The following is a 22,268-nucleotide window of genomic DNA, read 5'->3' as shown; positions in this document are numbered from 1 at the left end:
AAGACGTGGTACTTCTCTCTATGGCAATCAGTGACTCAACCCAGCCCGTTCCGGGCGCGCCAGCGTCGCGCACCTCCTTTAAAGTCTTAGGCGCAATCAGTCTCTCGCACCTGCTCAACGACATGATCCAGTCGTTGATTCTGGCTATTTATCCGCTGCTGCAGTCCGAGTTCTCACTCACCTTCGTGCAGATTGGGATGATCACCCTGACCTTCCAGCTGGCTTCCTCGCTGCTGCAGCCGGTGGTGGGCTACTGGACGGACAAATATCCTATGCCGTGGTCGCTGCCAATCGGCATGTGCTTCACCCTAAGCGGGCTGGTGCTGCTGGCCATGGCGGGGAGTTTTGAAGCCGTGCTGATTGCCGCGGCGCTGGTGGGAACCGGTTCATCGGTGTTCCATCCGGAATCGTCCCGAGTGGCGCGTATGGCCTCCGGCGGTCGTCATGGCCTGGCGCAGTCACTTTTCCAGGTGGGCGGTAACTTTGGTAGCTCTCTCGGCCCGCTGCTGGCCGCGGTTATTATTGCCCCTTACGGTAAAGGCAACGTGGCGTGGTTTGTGCTGGCCGCGCTGCTGGCGATTATCGTGCTGGCGCAGATCAGCCGCTGGTATGCCGCTCAGCATCGGGTGAATAAAGGAAAACCTAAAGCGAAGGTTATCAATCCCCTGCCGCGCAATAAGGTTATCCTCGCGGTTGCCGTCCTGCTGGTGCTGATTTTCTCGAAATACTTCTATATGGCGAGTATCAGCAGCTATTACACCTTTTATCTGATGCAAAAATTCGGATTATCGGTACAAAACGCGCAGATCCACCTGTTTGCCTTCCTGTTCGCGGTGGCCGCAGGGACGGTAATTGGCGGGCCGGTGGGCGATAAGATTGGCCGTAAATATGTCATTTGGGGCTCTATCCTCGGCGTAGCGCCTTTTACCCTCATTTTGCCGTACGCCAGCCTTGAATGGACGGGGATTTTGACCGTGATTATTGGTTTTATTCTCGCCTCCGCGTTTTCCGCCATTCTGGTCTATGCCCAAGAGCTGCTGCCCGGACGTATCGGTATGGTTTCCGGACTGTTTTTCGGTTTCGCCTTCGGCATGGGCGGGCTGGGTGCAGCGGTGTTAGGAATGGTTGCGGATCACACCAGCATCTTCCTGGTTTATAAAATCTGCGCTTTCCTGCCACTTCTTGGCATGTTGACCATATTCCTGCCTGATAACCGTCATAAAGCGTGAATTACGGGTAGCTAAACTTATGCTTTAGCTACCTGATACCCTTATACCATAAGGGTTTCCTCTTCATCCCCGCGCTGAATTTATCAAAATGCGCTTTTTTACGTGCATATTGCTGTTTTATTCAAACTTCAACAATTATTCATAAACATAAGGGTAAAAATTGTCATAAACTATTACCTGGTTTTTTGGTATTCACGCCAAAAATGGAACACTCACCACGAAAGGAGACGGAATGCACCACGCCACACCGCTTATCACCACCATTGTTGGTGGACTTGTGCTCGCTTTTATTCTCGGCATGATTGCCAATAAGCTGCGTATTTCTCCTCTTGTCGGCTATCTGCTGGCAGGTGTGCTGGCGGGACCGTTTACGCCAGGTTTTGTTGCGGATACCAAACTGGCCCCTGAGCTGGCGGAATTGGGCGTGATTCTGCTGATGTTCGGCGTCGGCCTGCACTTCTCCCTGAAGGATTTGATGGCGGTAAAGTCGATTGCCATACCGGGAGCGATCGCCCAGATAGGGGTGGCGACGCTGCTTGGGATGGCGCTTTCGGCCGTGCTGGGCTGGTCGCTGATGACCGGTATCGTATTTGGGCTGTGTCTCTCAACCGCCAGTACCGTGGTGCTGCTGCGCGCGCTTGAGGAGAGACAGCTGATAGACAGCCAGCGCGGGCAGATCGCGATAGGCTGGCTGATTGTGGAAGATCTGGTGATGGTCCTGACGCTGGTGCTGCTGCCCGCCGTCGCCGGCATGATGGAAAAAGACAATATCGGCTTCGCCTCGCTGGCGCTGGATATGAGCATCACCATCGGGAAGGTGGTGGCGTTTATCGCCATCATGATGCTGGTGGGTCGCCGTCTGGTGCCGTGGATCATGTCCCGCAGTGCGGCGACCGGATCCCGCGAGCTGTTTACCCTCTCCGTGCTGGCGCTGGCGCTCGGTATCGCCTTTGGCGCCGTTGAGCTGTTTGATGTCTCCTTCGCGCTGGGCGCGTTCTTCGCCGGGATGGTGCTGAACGAATCCGAGCTGAGCCACCGCGCCGCACACGACACCCTGCCGCTGCGCGACGCCTTTGCCGTGCTGTTCTTCGTCTCCGTCGGGATGCTGTTTGACCCGCTTATTCTGATCCAGCAGCCGCTGGCCGTGCTGGGCACGCTGGCGATCATTATCTTTGGTAAGTCGCTCGCCGCCTTCTTCCTGGTGCGAATGTTCGGCCACTCTCCGCGGACGGCGCTGACCATTGCCGCCAGCCTGGCGCAAATTGGCGAGTTCGCCTTTATTCTGGCCGGTCTGGGCATGGCCCTGAATCTGCTGCCGCAGGCCGGACAAAACCTGGTGCTGGCGGGGGCGATCCTGTCAATTATGCTGAACCCGGTACTGTTTGCTCTGCTGGAAAAATACCTCGATAAAACCGAAACGCTGGAAGAGCAGACGCTGGAAGAGGCCATCGAAGAAGAGAAGCAGATCCCGGTCGATATTTGCAATCACGCCCTGCTGGTCGGCTTTGGCCGCGTCGGCAGCCTGCTTGGTGAGAAGCTGATGGCGCAGGGCATTCCGCTGGTGGTAATTGAAACGTCACGCACCCGCGTTGACGAGCTGCGCGAGCGCGGTATTCGCGCGGTGCTGGGCAATGCGGCGAACGAAGAGATCATGGAGCTGGCGCATCTGGACTGCGCCCGCTGGCTGCTGCTGACCATTCCCAACGGCTATGAGGCGGGTGAGATTGTCGCCTCCGCGCGCGCGAAGTGTCCAAACATTGAGATTATCGCCCGGGCGCACTACGACGACGAGGTAGATTACATTACCGAGCGCGGTGCGGATAAGGTGGTGATGGGCGAGCGCGAGATTGCGAATACGATGCTGACGCTGCTGGAAAAACCGCCGGTTGAAGAGGCGGTGACGGGGTAAGTTTGGTGCGGCCTGATGCCCTCACCCTGGCCCTCTCCTACAGGGAGAGGGAACAAACACTAAAAACGGCAACCACAGGTTGCCGTTTTGCTTTTACCTGTCCCAATAAGCCTCTTCGAGGCTGTCTTCCCGTTCCGGCAGGCCACGCGTTAAGCGCGGGGAGTGCTGGTTCAGCACCTGATAGCTTACGCGGTTGGCGTACTTGCATACCTGCGCCAGCGACGAATAGGTCAGCCAGCTGAACTTGTGCTTGCTGGAATTTGGCACGTTGGTTTTGTGGTAGGCGTTAGCGGTGATGTCGTGCAGCAGCGCGGCCAGCGCGCCGTCGCCCGCGCCGTTGGTGTTCATGATCTTCTCCGGCCCGCCCATGTAAGGGGCGATGTGCGAGTAGATACGCAGCGGATTAACACAGTCTTTAAAACGCATGCCGCGGCTGAACTCGTACTGGTTGAACTCGGCAATCGCGCCGGGCAGCAGCGGGTGCTGGGTTTTGCGTTTGCTCTCTTCTTCGGTGAAGCCTGCCATATACAGCCCAACCGGACCCGCGGTGCAGAGCACCAGATCCACCCAGTCCAGCGCTTTGTCAGACGCCAGCAGCGGATCGCTTTCACCGGTCAGCGCTTCGGCTTCTTCTTCGTTCATCGCCAGAATCGAGACGTGCTCTTTCAGGAACGCCTGCCACCATTCCGGGTTATCGGCAATCACGAATTTGGTGCCCAGCGTCAGAACGACCGGCACGTCGTACTTCTTCGCGTACTCAATCGCCTTCATGGTCGCTTCCGGCATCGGCTCGCCCGGCTTGCAGCGCACCAGGTAGGAGGTCAGCACCAGCGCCGAGGCGCCCGCGATCACCTCTTCGGGAATGCTGTCCGCGCGCAGCTTGTTCATGTGGCCCGGGCTGATGGCAAAGGTCCGCTCGCCGGATTCACCGATCAGCGTAAAGCAGCGGCCAATCGGGCCGTCGACGCCCTGGAGATAGTTCAGATCGGTACGGCTGGAGGTGTTGCACAGGTAGCGATAGGCGTAGCCACCGATTTCAATGTTGCTGCACATTACGCCGAGCAGGACAGAGCGGTCGTCCGCCAGCACGGAGTAGTTGTGCATGGTGTTGCCGATGGTGCCGCCGGCGAACTGATGGGTAATCAGGTTTTCGCGCACCAGCTCCTGGTACAGCGCTTCGGCAACGTCATCTTCAATCACCAGCGAGTGACCGGCGCTCAGACCGTAACGGGCGACAAACGCATCATCCACTTTCGCTTCAATGTCTACCAGCGTCTGGTCGATACCGACGACCCACGCCGCGCTGGTTTCATTTTCTGGCTGGATTTGCTGCAGGAGCGGATCGCGGGCATCGACGGGGAAGTAGTGTTTGGATTTGCGTTTACCGGGAAATTTCATGGTCTGAACTGTACGAAGAATATGGGCCGGGAATGGTAGCACAAACCCGGCCCGAAGTGCGATCAGCGACCGTTCGTTACCAGCGAGACCATCATGTCGATATGCTCAGGGGAGTCGTTAAGCGCCGGAATGTACTCGTACTTTTCGCCGCCAGCCTCCAGGAAGAATTCCCGGTTTTGCACCGCGATCTCCTCCAGCGTCTCCAGACAGTCTGCCGAGAAGCCCGGCGACATCACCTGAATGTGCTTCACGCCCTTCTCACCCAGCATTTTGAGGGTTTCATCGGTGTATGGCGTCAGCCACGGCTCGCGGCCGAAGCGCGACTGGAAGGTCATCATCACCTTCTCCGGCGGCAGGCCGAGGGCGGAAACCAGCTCGCGGGTGGTATCGCGGCAGCGCTGCGGGTAATCATCCCCTTCATTGGCGAAACGCTGCGGGATGCCGTGATAGGAGAGCAGCAGCAGATCCGGCTCGCCGTGTTTTTCAAACGACGCGCGCGCGCTGTTGGCGAGCGCCTTGATGTACAGCTCGTTATCCGCGTAGTCGCGAATAAAGGTCACGCCCGGAATGCGGCGGCGGGTCGCCAGAATGCGCGCCAGCTCGTCCCAGACGGCGGCCACCGTCGAGCAGGAGTACTGCGGGTAGAGCGCCAGCACCACGATATGGTCCACGCCCTGCGCCAGCAGCGAGTCCACCGCGCTTTCCAGTGACGGTTTGCCGTAGCTCATGCCGAGCGCGACGGGCATATCCGGCAGGCGGGCGGCCAGCGCCTTCTCCTGACGACGGCTGTAGACCATCAGCGGCGAGCCCTCTTCCATCCACACGGACTGATAGAGTTTGGCGACGCGCGGAGAACGGATCGGCAGAATGACGCCACGCAGCAGCGGCCACCACAGCAGTCGCGGAAAATCCACGACGCGCGTGTCGCTTAAAAATTGTCGCAGGTAGCGTTTTACCGCGTCTGATGTAGGTGCTTCTGGAGTGCCCAGATTGGCAAGCAGGATGCCGGTTTTCGCCTGACTCATTCACGCCTCTTAACCATTTGAATGGTTGTCAATTGTAGCGGAAATGCGTTTAAACGAAACCCATTGCTGTAATAGGTAAGATGAGAATTTTTCTCACCCGGTGGCCCGGGTGAGAGAGATGCGATTAGCCGAGGATTTTTTCCAGCTCAGCACGCACGTCAGCCACGGCTTTGGTGCCGTCGACTTTGGCGTATTTGGTGTTACCCGCCTGCGCTTCTTTGGTGTAGTAGCCGATCAGCGGCGCGGTCATCTGATGGTATTCCACCAGGCGCTTGCGCACGGTCTCTTCCTGATCGTCTTTACGGGTGGTCAGCTCTTCGCCGGTCACGTCGTCTTTGCCTTCAACCTTAGGCGGGTTGAATTTGATATGGTAAACGCGGCCAGAAGCAGCGTGTACGCGACGACCAACGATGCGGTCAACGATCAGCTCGTCCGGTACGTCGAACTCCAGAACGTAGTCCACGTTGATGCCCGCTTCCTTCATGGCGTCAGCCTGAGGAATGGTACGTGGGAAGCCGTCCAGCAGGAAACCGTTACGGCAGTCTTCCTGAGCAATGCGCTCTTTGACCAGAGCAATTACCAGCTCGTCGGTCACCAGCTTGCCTGCGTCCATGATGTCTTTCGCCTGTTTACCCAGCTCGGAGCCAGATTTTACAGCGGCGCGCAGCATATCACCGGTGGAGATTTGCGGAATACCGTATTTCTCCATGATGAACTGAGCCTGAGTTCCTTTACCCGCGCCCGGAGCGCCAAGCAGAATAATACGCATTGCGAAAATCCCCTCAAAAGTCGTTTCAATTTTTCAAAAGCGCTAAACAATACCACCAGAACGGGCATCGCTCAAGGAAGGCAGGAAGGCTGAAACGGTTAATGGGGGGAGATAATTTGGGATAGTGCGGTCTGGTGCCCTCACCCTGGCCCTCTCCCTCGGGGAGAGGGAGAAGACCAGGAGAGGCGTGGTCAGTTACGCCAGCAGCAGCGCATTCACACGTTTAATGAAGAGGTTAGGATCTTCCAGCGTGCCGCGTTCGGCCAGCAGGGACTGATCCAGCAGGAGTTCAACCCACTCGGCAAAGCGGGCGTCGTCCTGGGTATCCGCCGCGCGTTTCACCAGCGGATGATCCGGATTAAGCTCAAAGATATATTTCACTTCCGGTACCGCCTGGCCCGCCGCGGCGAACAGCTTCGCCATCTGGGTGCTCATTTCGTCGGCATCGGTGGTGACAATGGCCGGAGTGTCGGTCAGACGGTGGGTAAAGCGCACCTCTTTCACGCGGTCGCCCAGCAGGGTTTTCACGCGCTCAATGAACGGCTCCAGCGCCTTCTCGGCTTCTTTCGCATTTTCATCCACTTCATCTGCCAGCTTGTCGATGGACTCATCGGCTTTGGCAACGGACTGGAACGCCTTACCGTCGAACTCGGTCAGGTAGTTCATCATCCACTCGTCGATGCGGTCGGAAAGCAGCAGCACTTCGATGCCTTTCTTACGCAGCAGCTCCAGGTGCGGGCTGCTCTTCGCCGCGGCGTAGCTGTCGGCGGTGATGTAGTAGATCTTCTCCTGCCCTTCTTTCATGCGGGAGATGTACTCTTCCAGCGACACGGTCTGCGCGGAGGAGTCGGTGTGCGTAGAAGCAAAGCGCAGCAGTTTGGCGATGGTTTCAACGTTCGCCATGTCTTCAGCCGGGCCTTCTTTCAGCACCAGACCGAACTGTTTCCAGAAGGTCTGGTATTTTTCCGCATCGTCTTTCGCCAGTTTTTCCAGCATCTGCAGCGCACGTTTGGTCAGGGCGTTGCGCAGGTTACGGGTGACGGTGCTGTCCTGCAGAATTTCGCGGGAGACGTTCAGCGGCAGATCGTTGGAATCGATCAGGCCGCGCACAAAGCGCAGATAGTTCGGCATGAACTGCTCGGCGTCGTCCATGATGAACACGCGCTGCACGTACAGCTTCAGGCCATGCTTGTGATCGCGGTTCCACATGTCCCACGGCGCCTGTGCCGGGATGTACAGCAGGCTGGTGTACTCCTGCTTGCCTTCCACACGGTTGTGGCTCCAGGTCAGCGGGTCGGTAAAGTCGTGGGCGATGTGCTTGTAGAATTCGTTGTACTCGTCGTCTTTAATCTCAGACTTGTTGCGCGTCCACAGCGCCTGCGCCTTATTGATTTTCTCCCAGGAAACCACGGTTTCACCGTCTTTCTCTTCCTGTTTTTCAATCTCAACCGGCAGCGCGATGTGATCGGAGTACTTGCTGATGATGGAGCGCACGCGCCAGTCGTTCAGGAAATCATCTTCCCCTTCACGCAGGTGCAGGGTGATTTCGGTGCCGCGGTCCGCTTTGGTGATGTCATCAACGGTGTATTCGCCTTCCCCTTTGGATTCCCACAGCACGCCGTTCTCGGCGCTGTCGCCTGCCGCACGGGTGCGCACGGTGACTTTGTCCGCCACGATGAACGCCGAGTAGAAACCGACGCCGAACTGGCCGATCAGCTGGCTGTCTTTCGCCTGGTCAGAGCCCATGGACTCCAGGAACGCCTTGGTGCCGGATTTCGCGATGGTCCCGAGGTGGTCGATCACCTCGTCGCGGTTCATCCCGATGCCGTTATCGGCGATGGTCAGGGTGCGGTTCTCTTTATTAAACGAGACGCGCACGCGCAGCTCGCCGTCGCCTTCGTACAGATCCGGGTTAGACAGCGCGCGGAAGCGCAGCTTGTCCGCCGCATCCGAGGCGTTGGAAATCAGCTCACGCAGGAAAATTTCTTTGTTGGAATACAGGGAATGGATCATCAGGTGCAGAAGCTGTTTTACTTCTGACTGGAAACCACGGGTTTCTTGTCCTTTCATCTATGTCGACCTCAACAATGCCATTTAATGGGGTTTTAAAACGTTGAGGGAGAGATGGGGATACGGGGGGAAATTTTCAAGCGGAGGCGGCGCGCGCAGCCTCCGTTTGGTCAGAAAATAATCTTGTGACGTCCGGCCAGAGAGTGCGACAGCGTGGTGCCGTCGACCATCTCCAGCTCGCCGCCGACCGGCACGCCGTGGGCGATGCGGCTGGCGTCAACGCCATACTGCGAGCACAGCTCGGCGATGTAGTTGGCGGTTGCCTCCCCTTCCACCGTGGGGTTGGTGGCGAGGATCACCTCTTTGATGGTTTCGGACTCGAGACGCTGTTCAAGGCGGTCAAGACCGATATCGTCCGGGCCGATGCCGTCCAGCGGGGAGAGATGCCCCATCAGCACGAAGTAGCGCCCGGAAAACTGCCCGGTTTGTTCGATGGCGTAGATGTCCGCCGGACTCTCCACCACGCAAATCTGACCGTTTTCCTGACGACGCGGGTTCGTACAGATGTTACACACGTCCTGCTCGGTAAAGGTGCGGCAATCCGCACAGTGACCAATTTCTGACATGGCGCGGGTCAGAGCCTGCGCCAGGCGCATCCCGCCGCTGCGGTCGCGCTGCAATAGCGTAAACGCCATGCGCTGCGCCGACTTCGGGCCAACGCCCGGCAGACAGCGCAGTGCTTCCATTAACTGCGTGAGCAGCGGACTGGTTTGCATCAGAACGGCATCTTGAAGCCAGGCGGCAGCTGCATGCCGCTGGAAACGGAGGCCATTTTCTCTTTCTGGGTTTCGTCGATACGGCGAGCGGCATCGTTAAACGCGGCTGCAACCAGATCTTCCAGCATCTCTTTGTCGTCTTCGAGCAGGCTCGGGTCGATTTCCACGCGACGGCAGTTGTGCGCACCGTTGATGGTCACCTTGACCAGACCGGCACCCGATTCACCCGTGACTTCCAGCTGAGCGATCTCTTCCTGCATCTTCTGCATTTTTTCCTGCATCTGCTGAGCCTGCTTCATCAGGCCACCCAGACCGCCTTTTCCACCAAACATAGGCTTCTCTCTTCTTTCACGTTAAGGATTACAACCGTAAGTCAGACTCACGATCAAATGGGGCGAATACTCTCTTCATCCAGATCGGCGTCGAAGAACCGGCGCAGGGTCTGGATGTTGTTATCCGCAATAATTGCCTCGCGCGCCTGCGCGAGCTTCTCTTCATAAATGGCCTGGCGCCACTCCAGCGGCGTTTTCACTGCCGGATTATCATCTTCAATGATAGTCAATTCAACCGGCGCCCCCTGTAATGTGGCGAGCGCCTCGGCCAGCGCCTTTTGCGCGCCAGGGGAATTGAGGTGTCGCTGGCCCGGACGCAGGTGCAGACGCACCTGATTGCCGTCCTGCTCTTTCCAGGCGTTCAGCGCGACCTGCTCCACCAGCTTCGGCAGCTGGAGCTTACTGACCTCGGCGGCCCAGGCGTCGCGCGCAATGGACTCTTCGGCAAGCTTCGCGGAAAGCTCCGGCGTTTTTTCATGCTCCAGCGCCTTTTTCAACGCTTTCGGCGTGGCAACCTCTTCCTTCACCGTTTCGGTGATGGTGGTTGCCTTCCAGCGGTAAGCCTCTTCTTTCACCGGGGCTTTCTGCTCGAGCGCGGACGGTGCCGGACGCGACTGTACGCGCTCCGTTACCGAGGCCAGTCGTTCAAGCGCAGCGTTGTTCACCGGCCGCGCTCTTCCTGGCGCTGCCGGTTCACTCTTTTTTAGTTTGGTTACTCCCTGCGCACGCTGCAGCTGGCTGCGCGCGGCAAGCACCGAACTGGTGGCATCCGACAGCGGTACGTTCTGCTGCGGTGGCGGCGTCGGCTGCGGCGGCACCTGCTGCGGTGACATCACCGCCGTCGGCGCAACCGGGGCGAAAGACTGTCGGGGCACGTCCGGCTCCGGCAGCGGCATGCGCGGGTGGAACGCCAGCGCGCGCAGCAGCGTCATTTCAACGCCCATCCTCGGATCCGGCGCAAACGGTAGCTCTTTGCGACCAATCAACAGCGTCTGGTAATAAAGCTGCACGTCGGCAGGCGGCACGGTGCGGGCAAGCTCACGCATCCGCTGTTCAATGGCGGCCATATCCGCACCAATGGCGGAGGGAGAAAGCTGCAGCATTGCCACCCGGTGCAGCAGGCTGAGCATCTCAACAAGCAGCCCTTCCCACTCAATACCGCGGGCAGCGGCCGCGTTCACCAGCGACATCACGCGTTCGCCGTTAGCGGCAATCATCGCTTCGATAAGCGACAGCGCCTGATCGTCATCCAGCGTGCCGAGCATGGTGCTGACCGCCTCGGTGGAGAGTTTGCCGTCACCGCTGGCAATCGCCTGATCGGTCAGACTGAGCGCATCGCGCAGGCTGCCGTCCGCGGCGCGGGCCAGCAGCTGCAGGGCGCGCGGTTCGTGGACAATGTTCTCTTCATCGAGAATGTGCTCGAGCTGCGCGCGGATCTGCTCGACGTCCAGCGCCTTCAGGTGGAACTGCAGGCAGCGCGATAAAATCGTGACCGGCAGCTTTTGCGGATCGGTGGTCGCCAGCAGGAACTTCACGTGCGCGGGCGGCTCTTCCAGCGTCTTCAGCAGGGCGTTGAAGCTGTGGCGCGAGAGCATGTGCACTTCATCGATCAGGTAGACCTTGAAGCGGCCGCGCGCCGGGGCGTACTGGACGTTGTCCAGCAGGTCGCGGGTATCTTCAACTTTGGTGCGCGAAGCGGCGTCGATCTCGATCAGATCGACAAAACGCCCCTGTTCGATCTCCCGGCAGTTATCACACACGCCGCACGGCGTGGCGGTGATCCCGGTTTCGCAGTTGAGACCTTTTGCCAGCAAACGGGCAATAGAGGTCTTACCGACGCCGCGGGTGCCGGAAAAAAGATAGGCGTGATGGATGCGACCTAGCGACAAGCCGTTCGCCAGGGCCGTCAGCACATGTTCCTGACCGACAACGTCAGCAAAGGTTTGTGGTCGCCATTTACGGGCTAACACCTGATAACTCATGGGCAGGCTCTGCAACGCTGGAAGGTGAATTTATGGAGGGGAATGCTATCACAACCTCACCCATTGAGCGAGGTTGTGAAAACCGGGATTAGTGACCCGGGAAAGGCACCAGGCTGTAGCTGGTAATGCCCTGTTTTTCCAGGCGCTGTTCACCGCCGAGATCGAACAGGTTGATGATGAAGGCCGCGTCGGTCACTTCCCCACCCAGACGGCGGATCAGCTTCACGGTCGCTTCAATGGTGCCGCCGGTCGCCAGCAGATCGTCGACCACCAGCACTTTGTCGCCAGGCTTGATCGCGTCAACGTGGATCTCCAGCTGATCGGTGCCGTACTCCAGCTCGTAGCTTTCTGCGATGGTTTCACGCGGCAGTTTGCGCGGCTTACGCACCGGCACAAAACCCACGCCCATTGCCAGCGCAACCGGTGCGCCAAACAGGAAGCCACGGGCTTCGGTACCTACTACTTTGGTGATCCCGGCGTTTTTGTAACGCTCGACCAGCAGTTCAATGCTGAGTGCGTACGCTTTCGGGTCTTCCAGCAAGCTGGTGACATCACGGAAAAGAATGCCAGGCTTTGGGTAGTCCTGGATGCTTTTGATGCTGTTTTTCAGATATTCAAGCTGCTGTGCAGTTGCGGTCATCGGTTTGTGCCTAAATGAAACAGTGTTACTCACAGCGCGCAACGAGTCGGCCAAGGCAACAATTGTTTAACCTTTGACCAGGCGCACCTGTGCTCGAAAACGGTCGAATTTACTGGCTGCGCGTGATAATTGCAACAGCCATGATGAGGCTTCAGTGCTTTTGTTGCTTTTCATCAACCACGGGGATCCGCCACATAAAGATAAGCAGGCAGGAGAGAATGATCAGCAGCAGGATCCGCACCCACATGATTTTCACCAGCCATAATGAAATGGCGAAGGTAATGAGGATCACCGCGATCGCGCGCGGCTTCGCACCAGGCGGCATGGCACGGTGTTTTTGCCAGTGCCGCAGGTAGCCGCCAAACCATGAGCGGTAGAGCAGCCAGTGGTGAAAACGCGGCGACGAGCGGGCGAAGCACCAGGCCGCCAGCAGGATAAACGGCGTGGTCGGCAGCAGGGGTAATACTACACCCAGCGTGCCCAGCACTACCGCAAGCCAGCCAATGATGATTAAAATAGTACGCTGCATAATGCGAATCGTTATCAAACTGAACGGCTACTTTACCACTGGAGAGCGCCTTGAAAACAGCACTGCTTCTTGAGAGGCTGCAAAATCAGCTGATCGCTCTGCGGGCGCAGGCCACGCCGCTGATGGGGCACGCCACGCTGAAGCCGCGCTTTGACCGGCAGCTTTTTCGTACCCGCAGCACCGTCATTCAGGATTACCTGGCTGAAGCGCAGACGAACCTCGACGAGCTTCGCCATGCGGTTGAGAATGAACAACAGGAACAGGTGGCGTGGCTTGCAGAGCATCTCACCGAGCAGATCACCGCACTGCATCGCGAAATCGCCGCCTGGCCGCTGCGCGCCTGGGACAGCGCCTCGCCGGGGCTCGGCAAATGGCAGCGCAAGCGGCTCGAGAACCAGGAGTTTGAGCGCCGGCTGTTTGAGATGAAGCGTGAACGCGAGGTGCGTCTGAACAACAGCGAAACGCTGGAAGAGCAGCAGCTATTGATGCGCGAGATTAGCGCGCTGGAAGGACGCATCGTCCGCTGCCGTCAGGCGCTGGATGAGATTGAGCGCGTCATTGAACGTTTGACCCGTTAACAGGAGCCACACCCATGTCACTGGAAAATGCACCCGATGAGGTCAAGCTGGCCGTCGATTTGATTATGCTGCTGGAGAATCATGAGATCCCCGCCGAGACGGTGCTTAAGGCGCTGGAGATTGTGCGGCGGGATTTTGAGGGGAAACTTCCCCCTCACCCTGCCCTCTCCCCAGAGGGGAGAGGGAAAATAGATTAAGCCGGAGTCGGGTCATCACCCTTAATGTCGCGCTTCACTTCCGTATGCTCATCACCTTTCTCGTTACGCAGGTGAACCTCAAGCTGGTTAAAGGCGATATTAATATCGTTTTCACGGCACAGACGATCGATAGAGCGGTTAAGCTCATCCACCGTGTAGCTGCGGTCACGCAGTTCACGCACGTATAAACGCAGCTCGTGATCCAGCGTACTCGGCCCAAAGGTGGTGAAGAAGACCGCCGGGGCCGGATCGTGCATCACTTTCGGATGCTCAGACGCCGCCTTCAGCAGCACCTCTTTCACCTTATCCAGATCCGATCCATAGGCCACGCCCAGGCGGATCACCACGCGCGTCACCGTATCGGAAAGCGACCAGTTGATCAGACGCTCGGTCACGAACGCTTTGTTCGGGATGATCACCTCTTTGCGATCGAAGTCGGTGATGGTGGTGGCACGAATGCGGATCTTGCTGACCGTTCCCGAGAACGTGCCGATGGTGACGGTATCGCCGATACGTACCGGACGTTCGAACAGGATGATCAGGCCGGAGACAAAGTTACCGAAGATCTCCTGCAGGCCAAAACCAAGACCGACCGAGAGGGCCGCCGCCAGCCACTGCAGTTTATCCCACGAGACGCCAAGCGAGCCAAAGACCGTCATCGCTCCGACAATGATGATGACGTAGTTGAGGATCGTGGTAATGGCGTAGGACGCCCCCTGGCGAAGATTCAAACGTGACAGGAGCAGCACTTCGAGCAGGCCTGGCAGGTTGCGGATCAGCGCCCAGGCGACCACCGACGACACCAGCGCAAACAGCAGGCTGCCCATGGTCACGCTTTTCATGACCGCCGCGCCGGCTTCGGTTCCGTTGTATTGCCAGAGGGTAATACTGTCGAGATAGGCGAAAACGGTAATAAGATCGGACCAGATCGCCCAGAACATCACCGCAAACAGGGCGATCATCACCAGCATGGTGATACGCAGCGTCTGCTGGTTAACCTGCTCCAGCGCGATGGTCGGCTCTTCCTGCGGCTCAGCGCCTTCGGCCCCCTCTTTCACCTGATGCTGACGACGCGCGATGGCGCGGCGATAGGCAATACGGCGGGCCGCCACGCTCAGGCCGCGCAGTACGGTCTGATAGAGCAGGTTCCAGACGATCACCAGATAGACCGTTTCAATCCAGCGCCCGGACAGGCGCAGCGTGGTATAGAAGTAGCCCGTTGCCGTCAGCACCATCAGCGCCAGCGGAATGATCGCCAGCACCGTCACGGTGGCCAGACGAATATTGTGGGACTCTTTATCACGCCAGCTGTCGCGACACATCGGCCACATCAGGATCGCAATCAGCAGCAGGTTCAGCAGGATGACCAGCTGGCCCAGCACGTCATCCATCAGATGCAGCGGGGAAAGCTCAGAGACAACCGACCAGAAGTGCAGCGGCAGCAGCGCCAGGCTGATGCGCACGATCTGACGACGCCAGTGGCTGGTCAGCTGCGCTGGCATGTTGAAATGACGCACCGCCACGCCGTCTTTTTCCAGTACCTTCCAGCACAGGCCAAACACCAGCCAGAACAGCGCCAGTTTTTTACTGAACGCCCACAGCAGATCGCTGACGTTGAGCTGCATAGTGAGCAGAATCAGACCCACAGCCAGAATAATCAGGCACACCGGCAGGGCGCGAATAAGGTCAATCAGAATCGCTTTTGGCGTATGGAGCTGGCTATCGTTGCGCAGCTGCCCTACTTCGGAGGCCAGCTTCGCCTGGTATTTTTTCAGCCAGCCCAGACGCCAGCGGATGAGACCGGCAATCAGCAACAGCGGCAAACCGGCCAGAAAAGCAATCATTACCGCAGGCCAGGCTTTCTCCCAGTTTACGGTGACCTTCATGCTCTTAATCTGCGTTTTCAGCGTCTCAGGGAAGGATTTAACCCAGTCCCAGTCCATCGGCTTGTTGCTGTTTACCCAGAAAATCTGCTGGGTCAGGATCTCCTGCAGACTTTTCGAGACGCTCACCAGCTGCTGCTGGTTGATTTGCAGGTTAATGGCCATCATCAGCTGGTTACCCAGCTGTTTATTGAGCTGGTCCAGCAGCTCGCGACGCATATCCACGACCTGGAGCAGCGCGTCGTGCACTTCCGGGTTCACGTCGCTGGAATGCCCCTCTTCAATTTTGGCGACAAAGGTATCGCTCTGGAAAAGGGCATCGCGCTGCTGGTTGACGTCAAACTGTTCCAGACGTAAATCCGCAATGCGGTTGGTCATGTCCTCCAGCTCGTCGGCGGACGGAAGCGTCTGCTGCTGCTGGTAGAGAATACGCGACAGCAGGAGGCTGCCCTTCAGGACCGCGATCTGCTCTTTGATGTTGCGTTCCGCCTGAAGGGCGCGATCCAGCCAGTTTTTCACCTTGATATTTTGCTGAACCAGCGAGTTGCCGTTTTCCGTCGCCAGTATCAGGCGCTGACTGAGCTGATGGTTAGCCTCAAGCTCCTGTTTTACCAGCGGGTTGGCCTGAATACGGGCGGTTTCGTCAGGGGATACGGCCTCCTGGGCGGTTTTTTCCGTCAGGGTCAGGCGTTTGCTGTTAACCGCCTCCTGCAAAAGCTGAAGCTGATGCTCCAGACGATTAATGTTCGCGGTGACGTAATCACGCTGTTTCTGCAGAGTGTCCTGCAGCACCGTATTCCCTTCCAGGCTTTTACGCTGCTGTTCGATCTGCGCATTGAGCAACGACTGCTGAACCAGCAGCAGGGTTTGCTGCGTCGGGCGCAGCGTGCCTTCGCCCACCGTCGTGCCGTTCAGGCGGTTGCGGATCTGCTGCAGCTGCTGAGACGCGGTATACATCGCATTTTGCACGCGCTCGGGCTGGGTTTGCAGGGAGACAAGCTGGCTGTTGTAGGTCGCGAGATCGGACTGCGCGGTTTGCAGATCGTCGAGCAACTGGGCGACGCGCGATTCCAGCTGGCGTAAGGAGAGCGTGGCGAGCGTTTTGCGCGTTTCGTTGTCGTTATCAACGTCACTCAGGGCATTCAGCGACTCCGTCGCTTTGCGCATGTTTTCAGGGGCCTGCGCCACCTTCTGACGAAGCTGGGCGGTTTCAGCCTTAACGCGTTCAATTTTATCCAGCGTTTCCAGCGTTTCCGTCAGGTCCTGCTGCGTCAGTTTTTCCTGAGGAGAGAGTTCTTTTTGTTTGTTCAGCGTGTCGAGCTGCGACTGAACGTCAGCACGCGTGGGAATATCGTTGCTGTTATCGGCGCGGGCCCAGGTCAGCGGCGCCGTGGCGAAGAAAAACAGCATCGCAAAGAGCAATGCAAAAACAGGATGTTGCGAGCGATTGATGGGCAGCATAGTTGTGAATGATGTCAGAAGATGACCGAAAATAGTCCGGCGTGAAGAATATCACGCTCGTCAGATGCAGAATAGCGCGAACGTAAGCCTCTGAGATAAATCCTGGAAAGGGGTCAGGCCGTTAGCGAAGGCGCGTCGCTGCGCAGCGTCGGGCTGAGCTGTAGCATTTCCAGTAAAATCGCCACGTAGCTGCGGGCTTCCGCTTTAAGATCAAACGATTGTGGTGCAAAAAGCCAGTTTTCCATCAGACCAGAAATGTAGCTGCGCATCAGAATCGCCGCCCGACGGGTCAACAGATTGGCCGGTAGCAGTTTTGCCTCCATACAGAGGTTCAGGTTGTGCTCAATACGGTCATAGCTTTCCAGACTGAGGCTTCGTTGCGCCTGCTGCACGACCGCCATCTCGCCCACGAACTCGCATTTATGAAAAATAATCTCCATCATTAATCTGCGACGTTCTTCAACTACCGTTGCTTCAAGGATATATACTAATATTTCTCTCAATACTGAGAGTGGATCGTCTGGGAATTTTGCCCGATACTCACTCTCGAGATCGCTAATGCTGGACTCTGAAAGCTCCCAGATTTCACTGAACAGATCTGACTTGTTTTTAAAATGCCAGTAAATCGCTCCTCGCGTCACACCGGCGGCCTGAGCAATTTGCGCCAGCGAGGTTGCTGAAACACCTTGCTGCGAGAACAAACGTATCGCCACATCCAGAATATGTTGTCGGGTTTCCAGCGCTTGTTGTTTAGTTTTTCGTGCCATAGGTGAGTGAATTTACAGGAGTCAGATTTACATACATTTGTGAATGTATGTACCATAGCATGACGATAATATAAACGCAGCAATGGGTTTTAGACTCAGGACCCTTGATCAATTTGAAATCGGACACTCGAGGTTTACATATGAACAAAAACAGAGGGTTAACGCCTCTGGCGGTCGTTCTGATGCTTTCAGGCAGCTTAGCGCTAACAGGATGTGACGACAAACCGGCTCAACAAGGAGCTCAGCAGGCGCCAGAAGTAGGCGTTGTGACGCTCAAATCTGAACCTCTACAAATCACCACCGAATTACCCGGCCGTACAAATGCTTACCGCATTGCGGAAGTGCGTCCTCAGGTTAGCGGCATTATCCTGAAACGCAACTTCACCGAAGGCGGTGATGTGCAGGCCGGTGAGTCTCTGTATCAGATTGATCCCGCAACCTATCAGGCGTCTTATGAAAGCGCGAAAGGCGATCTGGCTAAAGCACAGGCCGCGGCCAAAATTGCCCAGCTGACGCTGAACCGCTATCAAAAACTGCTCGGTACCAAGTACATCAGTCAGCAGGATTACGATACCGCCCTGGCGGATGCCCAGCAGGCTAACGCCGCCGTGGTGGCAGCCAAAGCGGCCGTCGAAACCGCGCGCATTAACCTGGCCTATACCAAAGTGACCTCCCCTATCAGCGGTCGTATTGGTAAATCTTCCGTCACGGAAGGGGCCCTGGTACAGAACGGTCAGACCACTGCGCTGGCAACCGTGCAGCAGCTCGATCCGATCTATGTTGACGTCACGCAGTCCAGCAATGATTTCCTGCGCCTGAAACAGGAGCTGGCTAACGGCACCCTGAAACAGGAAAACGGCAAAGCCAAAGTGGAGCTGATTACCAACGACGGTATCAAGTTCCCGCAGGAAGGGACGCTGGAATTCTCTGACGTGACGGTCGACCAGACCACCGGTTCCATCACCTTACGTGCGATTTTCCCGAACCCTGACAAAAATCTGCTGCCAGGTATGTTCGTTCGCGCACGTCTGGAAGAAGGAACGAATCCAACCGCCCTTCTGGTTCCACAGCAGGGTGTGACCCGTACGCCACGCGGCGATGCGAGCGCACTGGTTGTTGGGGCTGATAACAAAGTCGAAATGCGCAATATCACCGCCACCCAGGCGATTGGGGATAAATGGCTGGTGACGGAAGGTCTGAAAGATGGCGATCGCGTGATTGTTACTGGTTTGCAAAAAGTTCGTCCTGGCGCGCAGGTTAAAGCACAGGAAGTGACATCTGACGATAAACAACAAGCTTCGGCCGCTGGCCAGTCAGAACAAACCAAGTCTTAACTTAAACAGGAGCCGTTAAGACATGCCTAATTTCTTTATCGATCGCCCCATATTTGCGTGGGTGATCGCCATTATCATCATGCTGGCCGGGGGACTTGCGATCCTGAAGCTGCCTGTCGCGCAATATCCAACGATTGCGCCACCGGCGGTGACGATTTCCGCGACCTACCCAGGGGCTGATGCAAAAACGGTGCAGGACACCGTCACTCAGGTTATCGAACAGAACATGAACGGTATCGATAACCTGATGTACATGTCCTCAAACAGTGACTCTACCGGTACAGTTCAGATCACCCTGACCTTCGAGTCAGGTACGGATGCTGACATTGCGCAGGTTCAGGTGCAGAACAAACTGCAGCTGGCGATGCCGCTGCTGCCGCAGGAAGTACAACAGCAGGGCGTGAGCGTCGAGAAATCGTCCAGTAGCTTCCTGATGGTTGTCGGCGTTATCAACACCAACGGCACCATGACGCAGGAGGATATTTCCGACTACGTGGGCGCCAACATGAAGGACGCCATCAGCCGTACGTCCGGTGTGGGTGACGTGCAGCTGTTCGGTTCTCAGTACGCAATGCGTATCTGGATGGATCCGAACAAGCTGAACAACTTCCAGCTGACGCCGGTTGACGTGATTAACGCCATTAAAGCGCAGAACGCCCAGGTGGCAGCCGGTCAGCTAGGCGGTACGCCGCCGGTGAAGGGCCAGCAGCTTAACGCCTCGATCATCGCGCAAACCCGTCTGACCTCCGCGGATGAGTTCAGCAAAATTCTGCTGAAAGTGAATCAGGACGGCTCGCAGGTTCGCCTGCGCGACGTGGCGAAAGTCGAGCTGGGCGGTGAGAACTACGACATCATCGCGAAGTTCAACGGTAAACCGGCTTCCGGTCTGGGTATCAAACTGGCGACAGGCGCGAACGCCCTGGATACCGCCACGGCGATCCGTGCAGAACTGAAGAAAATGGAACCGTACTTCCCGTCAGGCCTGAAGATCGTTTATCCGTACGACACCACGCCATTCGTTAAAATTTCGATTCACGAAGTGGTTAAAACGCTGGCAGAAGCGATCATCCTGGTGTTCCTGGTCATGTATTTGTTCCTGCAAAACTTCCGCGCGACGCTGATCCCAACCATCGCCGTTCCGGTCGTTCTGCTGGGGACCTTTGCTATCCTCGCGGCCTTTGGCTTCTCGATAAACACCCTGACGATGTTCGGGATGGTGCTTGCCATCGGCCTGCTGGTGGATGATGCCATCGTCGTGGTAGAGAACGTCGAGCGCGTGATGGCGGAAGAAGGTCTGCCGCCGAAGGAAGCCACCCGTAAATCAATGGGTCAGATCCAGGGCGCGCTGGTTGGTATCGCGATGGTACTGTCTGCGGTATTTATCCCGATGGCCTTCTTCGGCGGCTCTACCGGTGCGATTTACCGTCAGTTCTCGATCACCATCGTTTCCGCGATGGCGCTGTCGGTACTGGTCGCATTGATCCTGACGCCTGCGCTGTGTGCCACCATGCTGAAGCCGATTCAGAAAGGCGGTCATGGCGAGCATAAAGGGTTCTTCGGCTGGTTTAACCGCATGTTTGATAAGAGCACGCACCACTACACCGACAGCGTGGGCAACATCCTGCGCAGCACCGGTCGTTACCTGCTGCTCTATATCATCATCGTGGCGGGGATGGCGATTCTGTTCGTTCGTCTGCCAAGCTCGTTCCTGCCGGATGAAGACCAGGGCGTGTTCCTGACGATGGCACAGCTTCCTGCGGGTGCGTCGCAAGAGCGTACCCAGAAAGTGCTGGACGAAGTGACGGACTACTACCTCACCAAAGAGAAAGACAACGTTGAATCCGTGTTTGCGGTTAACGGCTTTGGCTTTGCGGGTCGTGGTCAGAACACCGGTATCGCCTTCGTTTCTCTGAAAGACTGGTCTGAACGTCCGGGCAAAGAGAACAAGGTTGAAGCCATTACCGGCCGTGCGATGGGCACCTTCTCGCAGATTAAAGATGCGATGGTGTTCGCCTTCAACCTGCCGGCGATTGTTGAACTGGGTACCGCGACCGGCTTCGACTTCCAGCTGATTGACCAGGGCGGTCTGGGTCACGAAAAACTGACGCAGGCGCGTAACCAGCTGTTTGGCGAAGTGGCTAAGCACCCTGACCTGCTGGTCGGCGTGCGTCCAAATGGCCTGGAAGATACGCCGCAGTACAAAATCGACATCGACCAGGAGAAAGCTCAGGCGCTGGGCGTATCCATCAGTGACATCAACACCACACTGGGCGCAGCCTGGGGCGGTAGCTACGTTAACGACTTCATCGACCGCGGTCGCGTGAAGAAAGTGTACGTGATGTCCGAGGCGCAGTACCGTATGTTGCCAAACGATATCAACAGCTGGTTCGTGCGCGGCAGCAATGGTCAGATGGTACCGTTCTCGGCATTCTCAACGTCACGCTGGGAATACGGTTCGCCGCGTCTGGAACGCTATAACGGTCTGCCATCAATGGAGATCCTGGGTCAGGCTGCGCCGGGCCGAAGCACCGGTGAAGCCATGAACCTGATGGAAGAGCTGGCGAGCAAACTGCCTTCGGGTGTTGGCTACGACTGGACCGGGATGTCCTATCAGGAACGTCTGTCCGGTAACCAGGCCCCTGCCCTGTACGCGATTTCACTGATCGTCGTCTTCCTGTGTCTGGCAGCGCTGTATGAGAGCTGGTCAATTCCGTTCTCCGTTATGCTGGTGGTACCGCTCGGGGTTATCGGTGCGCTGCTTGCGGCAACGTTCCGCGGACTGACCAACGACGTGTACTTCCAGGTAGGCCTGCTGACAACCATTGGCTTGTCGGCGAAGAACGCGATACTTATCGTTGAATTCGCCAAAGATCTGATGGAGAAAGAAGGCAAAGGTCTTATTGAGGCGACGCTTGAGGCTGTTCGTATGCGTCTGCGCCCAATCCTGATGACGTCACTGGCGTTTATCCTCGGCGTACTGCCGCTGGTTATCAGCTCCGGTGCGGGCTCCGGTGCGCAGAACGCGGTCGGTACGGGCGTTATGGGGGGTATGATCACCGCAACCGTACTCGCTATCTTCTTCGTACCGGTGTTCTTCGTGGTGGTTCGCCGCCGCTTCAGCCGTAAGAATGAAGATGTTGAACACGCGCATTCGGTAGAACCTCACTGATACCGGTTTCACATGATAAAAAGGCCGCATTAGCGGCCTTTTTCATTTTCAGAAAAAATCATAAATTACGCTTATTGTGATTCAATTTATTTTCTGCCATCTTAATTAGACATATCATAATTAACTGATAACTTAATCGGTGAATTCAGGATTTTTTTAATTTCATTTCCCCGCTTAAGCTATTAGGAATATTCCTAATAAGAAGTTCTGACAACGTGGAGTTCGAATCTGAACTTTTCTCGCTATTTTTGCTAAGCCAATGAAACGTAAGGAAGCGATA

17 protein-coding genes and 1 other annotated feature are annotated in these 22,268 nt (G+C 56.9%); of the genes, 6 read left to right on the top strand and 11 right to left on the bottom strand.

All coding sequences use genetic code 11. The features are described from left to right. Nucleotides 1-20 precede the first annotated feature (20 nt). Together BFV67_RS04965 and ybaL are read left to right on the top strand one after the other, a co-directional pair. A complete protein-coding gene (locus BFV67_RS04965; protein WP_045407951.1) occupies nt 21-1,229 on the top strand; it encodes an MFS transporter in 1,209 nt (402 codons plus the stop codon). Nucleotides 1,230-1,461: 232 nt separating this feature from the next. Beyond that, entirely contained in the window at nt 1,462-3,138 is a 1,677-nt protein-coding gene (ybaL, locus tag BFV67_RS04960) for a YbaL family putative K(+) efflux transporter (protein ID WP_008499303.1), read from the top strand. 93 nt (nt 3,139-3,231) lie between these two features. Here ybaL and BFV67_RS04955 read toward each other — a convergent pair whose 3' ends face one another. The 9 genes from BFV67_RS04955 to BFV67_RS04915 all read right to left on the bottom strand — a co-directional run bounded on the left by BFV67_RS04955 (nt 3,232) and on the right by BFV67_RS04915 (nt 12,599). After that, nucleotides 3,232-4,536 carry an inosine/guanosine kinase gene (locus BFV67_RS04955; RefSeq protein WP_021241626.1) on the bottom strand — a complete coding sequence of 435 codons (1,305 nt, stop codon included), beginning with the start codon at nt 4,534-4,536 and terminating at the stop codon, nt 3,232-3,234. A 62-nt stretch (nt 4,537-4,598) separates the two neighbouring features. Further along, entirely contained in the window at nt 4,599-5,561 is a 963-nt protein-coding gene (gene hemH, locus BFV67_RS04950) for a ferrochelatase (RefSeq protein ID WP_008499301.1), read from the bottom strand. Nucleotides 5,562-5,685: 124 nt separating this feature from the next. Then, nucleotides 5,686-6,330 (bottom strand): adenylate kinase, encoded by a 645-nt coding sequence (gene adk / locus BFV67_RS04945; protein ID WP_006809841.1) that lies wholly within the window; start codon nt 6,328-6,330, stop codon nt 5,686-5,688. A gap of 195 nt (nt 6,331-6,525) precedes the next feature. Beyond that, nucleotides 6,526-8,400, bottom strand: a complete 1,875-nt coding sequence (gene htpG, locus BFV67_RS04940) for a molecular chaperone HtpG (RefSeq protein ID WP_021241627.1) — start codon at nt 8,398-8,400, stop codon at nt 6,526-6,528. A 110-nt stretch (nt 8,401-8,510) separates the two neighbouring features. Continuing rightward, a complete protein-coding gene (recR, locus tag BFV67_RS04935; RefSeq protein WP_008499298.1) occupies nt 8,511-9,116 on the bottom strand; it encodes a recombination mediator RecR in 606 nt (201 codons plus the stop codon). Next, entirely contained in the window at nt 9,116-9,448 is a 333-nt protein-coding gene (locus BFV67_RS04930) for a YbaB/EbfC family nucleoid-associated protein (RefSeq protein ID WP_003858972.1), read from the bottom strand. The genes recR and BFV67_RS04930 overlap by 1 nt, the downstream gene beginning before the upstream one ends. Before the next feature lie 53 nt (nt 9,449-9,501). Beyond that, entirely contained in the window at nt 9,502-11,430 is a 1,929-nt protein-coding gene (dnaX, locus tag BFV67_RS04925; protein WP_069597936.1) for a DNA polymerase III subunit gamma/tau, read from the bottom strand. Next, nucleotides 10,108-10,172, bottom strand: a sequence feature (DnaX frameshifting element). It overlaps the preceding gene by 65 nt. Nucleotides 11,431-11,518: 88 nt before the next feature. After that, nucleotides 11,519-12,070 (bottom strand): adenine phosphoribosyltransferase, encoded by a 552-nt coding sequence (apt, locus tag BFV67_RS04920; RefSeq protein WP_000127359.1) that lies wholly within the window; start codon nt 12,068-12,070, stop codon nt 11,519-11,521. Nucleotides 12,071-12,221: 151 nt separating this feature from the next. Further along, complete coding sequence (locus tag BFV67_RS04915; RefSeq protein WP_032664007.1) at nt 12,222-12,599, bottom strand: DUF454 family protein; 378 nt, start codon at nt 12,597-12,599, stop codon at nt 12,222-12,224. A gap of 50 nt (nt 12,600-12,649) precedes the next feature. Here BFV67_RS04915 and priC point away from each other — a divergent pair, with 50 nt between their 5' ends. Together priC and rsmS are read left to right on the top strand one after the other, a co-directional pair. Continuing rightward, nucleotides 12,650-13,177: a primosomal replication protein N'' gene (priC, locus tag BFV67_RS04910; RefSeq protein WP_047074565.1), complete on the top strand. Its 528-nt coding sequence runs from the start codon at nt 12,650-12,652 to the stop codon at nt 13,175-13,177. Nucleotides 13,178-13,191: 14 nt separating this feature from the next. Then, nucleotides 13,192-13,374, top strand: coding sequence for a pleiotropic regulatory protein RsmS (rsmS, locus tag BFV67_RS04905; protein WP_008499294.1), 183 nt, complete (start codon nt 13,192-13,194; stop codon nt 13,372-13,374). On the opposite strand, the gene mscK is transcribed toward rsmS, so the two are convergent. Continuing rightward, nucleotides 13,371-16,718 (bottom strand): mechanosensitive channel MscK, encoded by a 3,348-nt coding sequence (gene mscK, locus BFV67_RS04900; protein WP_008499293.1) that lies wholly within the window; start codon nt 16,716-16,718, stop codon nt 13,371-13,373. The genes rsmS and mscK overlap by 4 nt on opposite strands. A gap of 113 nt (nt 16,719-16,831) precedes the next feature. Beyond that, nucleotides 16,832-17,485 carry a multidrug efflux transporter transcriptional repressor AcrR gene (gene acrR / locus BFV67_RS04895; protein WP_008499291.1) on the bottom strand — a complete coding sequence of 218 codons (654 nt, stop codon included), beginning with the start codon at nt 17,483-17,485 and terminating at the stop codon, nt 16,832-16,834. Between the two features lie 140 nt (nt 17,486-17,625). Between acrR and acrA the strand changes: the two genes are divergently transcribed. Next, nucleotides 17,626-18,819: a multidrug efflux RND transporter periplasmic adaptor subunit AcrA gene (gene acrA / locus BFV67_RS04890; protein WP_008499290.1), complete on the top strand. Its 1,194-nt coding sequence runs from the start codon at nt 17,626-17,628 to the stop codon at nt 18,817-18,819. Nucleotides 18,820-18,841: 22 nt separating this feature from the next. Continuing rightward, nucleotides 18,842-21,988, top strand: coding sequence for a multidrug efflux RND transporter permease subunit AcrB (gene acrB, locus BFV67_RS04885; RefSeq protein ID WP_008499289.1), 3,147 nt, complete (start codon nt 18,842-18,844; stop codon nt 21,986-21,988). The last annotated feature ends 280 nt before the right edge of the window (nt 21,989-22,268 follow it).

It is taken from the genome of Enterobacter roggenkampii (genome assembly GCF_001729805.1).
GTDB classification, from domain to species: domain Bacteria; phylum Pseudomonadota; class Gammaproteobacteria; order Enterobacterales; family Enterobacteriaceae; genus Enterobacter; species Enterobacter roggenkampii.
This window is presented reverse-complemented; position numbering and strand designations above follow the sequence as displayed.

Excerpts from the sequence above, each read along its gene's own strand:
- acrB (WP_008499289.1), top strand. The coding sequence starts at position 18,842 with ATGCCTAATTTCTTTATCGATCGCCCCATATTTGCGTGGGTGATCGCC.
- apt (WP_000127359.1), bottom strand. The coding sequence starts at position 12,070 with ATGACCGCAACTGCACAGCAGCTTGAATATCTGAAAAACAGCATCAAA.
- ybaL (WP_008499303.1), top strand. The coding sequence starts at position 1,462 with ATGCACCACGCCACACCGCTTATCACCACCATTGTTGGTGGACTTGTG.
- acrR (WP_008499291.1), bottom strand. The coding sequence starts at position 17,485 with ATGGCACGAAAAACTAAACAACAAGCGCTGGAAACCCGACAACATATT.
- BFV67_RS04930 (WP_003858972.1), bottom strand. The coding sequence starts at position 9,448 with ATGTTTGGTGGAAAAGGCGGTCTGGGTGGCCTGATGAAGCAGGCTCAG.
- mscK (WP_008499293.1), bottom strand. The coding sequence starts at position 16,718 with ATGCTGCCCATCAATCGCTCGCAACATCCTGTTTTTGCATTGCTCTTT.
- BFV67_RS04965 (WP_045407951.1), top strand. The coding sequence starts at position 21 with ATGGCAATCAGTGACTCAACCCAGCCCGTTCCGGGCGCGCCAGCGTCG.
- htpG (WP_021241627.1), bottom strand. The coding sequence starts at position 8,400 with ATGAAAGGACAAGAAACCCGTGGTTTCCAGTCAGAAGTAAAACAGCTT.
- acrA (WP_008499290.1), top strand. The coding sequence starts at position 17,626 with ATGAACAAAAACAGAGGGTTAACGCCTCTGGCGGTCGTTCTGATGCTT.
- recR (WP_008499298.1), bottom strand. The coding sequence starts at position 9,116 with ATGCAAACCAGTCCGCTGCTCACGCAGTTAATGGAAGCACTGCGCTGT.
- BFV67_RS04955 (WP_021241626.1), bottom strand. The coding sequence starts at position 4,536 with ATGAAATTTCCCGGTAAACGCAAATCCAAACACTACTTCCCCGTCGAT.
- hemH (WP_008499301.1), bottom strand. The coding sequence starts at position 5,561 with ATGAGTCAGGCGAAAACCGGCATCCTGCTTGCCAATCTGGGCACTCCA.
- rsmS (WP_008499294.1), top strand. The coding sequence starts at position 13,192 with ATGTCACTGGAAAATGCACCCGATGAGGTCAAGCTGGCCGTCGATTTG.
- BFV67_RS04915 (WP_032664007.1), bottom strand. The coding sequence starts at position 12,599 with ATGCAGCGTACTATTTTAATCATCATTGGCTGGCTTGCGGTAGTGCTG.
- adk (WP_006809841.1), bottom strand. The coding sequence starts at position 6,330 with ATGCGTATTATTCTGCTTGGCGCTCCGGGCGCGGGTAAAGGAACTCAG.
- dnaX (WP_069597936.1), bottom strand. The coding sequence starts at position 11,430 with ATGAGTTATCAGGTGTTAGCCCGTAAATGGCGACCACAAACCTTTGCT.